The 1,291-nt window shown below is 40.7% G+C and carries 1 protein-coding gene; it reads left to right on the top strand.

Annotation, left to right across the window (positions count from 1 at the left end; all coding sequences use genetic code 11):
• Nucleotides 1-163: 163 nt before the first annotated feature.
• On the top strand, nucleotides 164-1,291 hold a 1,128-nt coding region (locus ACKTSF_RS14510; RefSeq protein WP_407890289.1), incomplete at its 3' end, for an ISL3 family transposase.

The raw sequence follows: 1,291 nt of genomic DNA, 5'->3' as shown, positions 1-1,291 counted from the left end.
GGTTCTAAAATATCTGTTGTTGGTAATCAAATGAATTTGATTACTGGCAACGGATATTTTTGTATAATCAAAGAATGTAAAAAAATGTACAAAAAAGGGATATAGTCGCAGACCTATATCCATCCACTACCACATTTCAAGAAAGAGAAAGTGACTATATCCTATGACTAATGATACTAAAATTATCCTGGGGATAAAAGACCCCAACATCAAAAAGTTAAAAGTGATGAACCCCTTGGAAATGATGGGCCCACTTAAAGTGCAGGCAATTTTGGACTATCGTCCAAAAGCATGCCCCAAATGTGGTGTCTTAAACCAAAAAAGTATTATCAAATATGGCTGGCGCTGGGCCAATGTTAAATTGCCTCGAACTGCCGAACGGGATGTCCAGCTTCATCTTAAAAAGCGGGACTTCAAGTGTAAGCACTGCCTACAATACTTTCTTGCGGAAACACCACTAGTTCAACGAAACCACACCATCTCTAACACAAGCAAACTTGCCTGTTTTCTAAAATTAAGTGAAACAGTTTCGATGCGTCATGTCGCTACCGAATTAAGCATCTCAAGTACAACGGTCCTGCGAATCATGAGAAGCTATCAGGGCAACGTCAAAACGCGTTTTGACTGGTTACCGGCTGTAATTAACATGGATGAGGTCAAGTCTACCAAAGACGCAAAGGGATCCATGAGCTTTGTATTTATGGATGGTATTCGGTGTGAATTCTTGGACATTCTGGAATCGCGGACACTCTATGATTTGGAGAATTACTTTAAACGTTATACGAAGAAAGCTAGAGAAAGCGTCAAAGTCATTGTGACAGATATGAACTACACTTATCCCAAACTAGCTGAATCTATTTTTCCAAATGCGATTGTGGTAACCGATCGGTTCCACATCGTTAACTCCGTGATGCGGGGATTCACTCGAGTAAGGATTCGTATCATGAAATCCTATGCGCCTTCAAACATGAAATATAAGGCTTTAAAGCGTTACTGGCGACTGTTCTTTAAGCCCAACGAGAAGTTGGACTTCAAGAAGTACTCTAATTACACTAACATTCCTGGAAGCCAAACTGAGAATAGCGTAGTCGAATATCTTCTTGATATCAACGAAGAATTACGCGAAGCATATAACCAGTTACAGACGGTCATGAGTGCCGTTAGGTACCGTGACATCGCTCGACTAGAAACAGTTCTAGACGGAAAAGACAATGGCTCAGAAGAAATGACGAAGGCGTTGAACGCACTGGTTGAGAACCGAGAATCGGTTGATAATGCATTGAGATATGAA

This window comes from Levilactobacillus muriae (assembly GCF_045862015.1).
GTDB lineage: Bacteria > Bacillota > Bacilli > Lactobacillales > Lactobacillaceae > Levilactobacillus > Levilactobacillus muriae.
The sequence above is the reverse complement of the archived record's forward strand: the minus strand, read 5'-3'. Positions and strand labels throughout refer to the sequence as shown.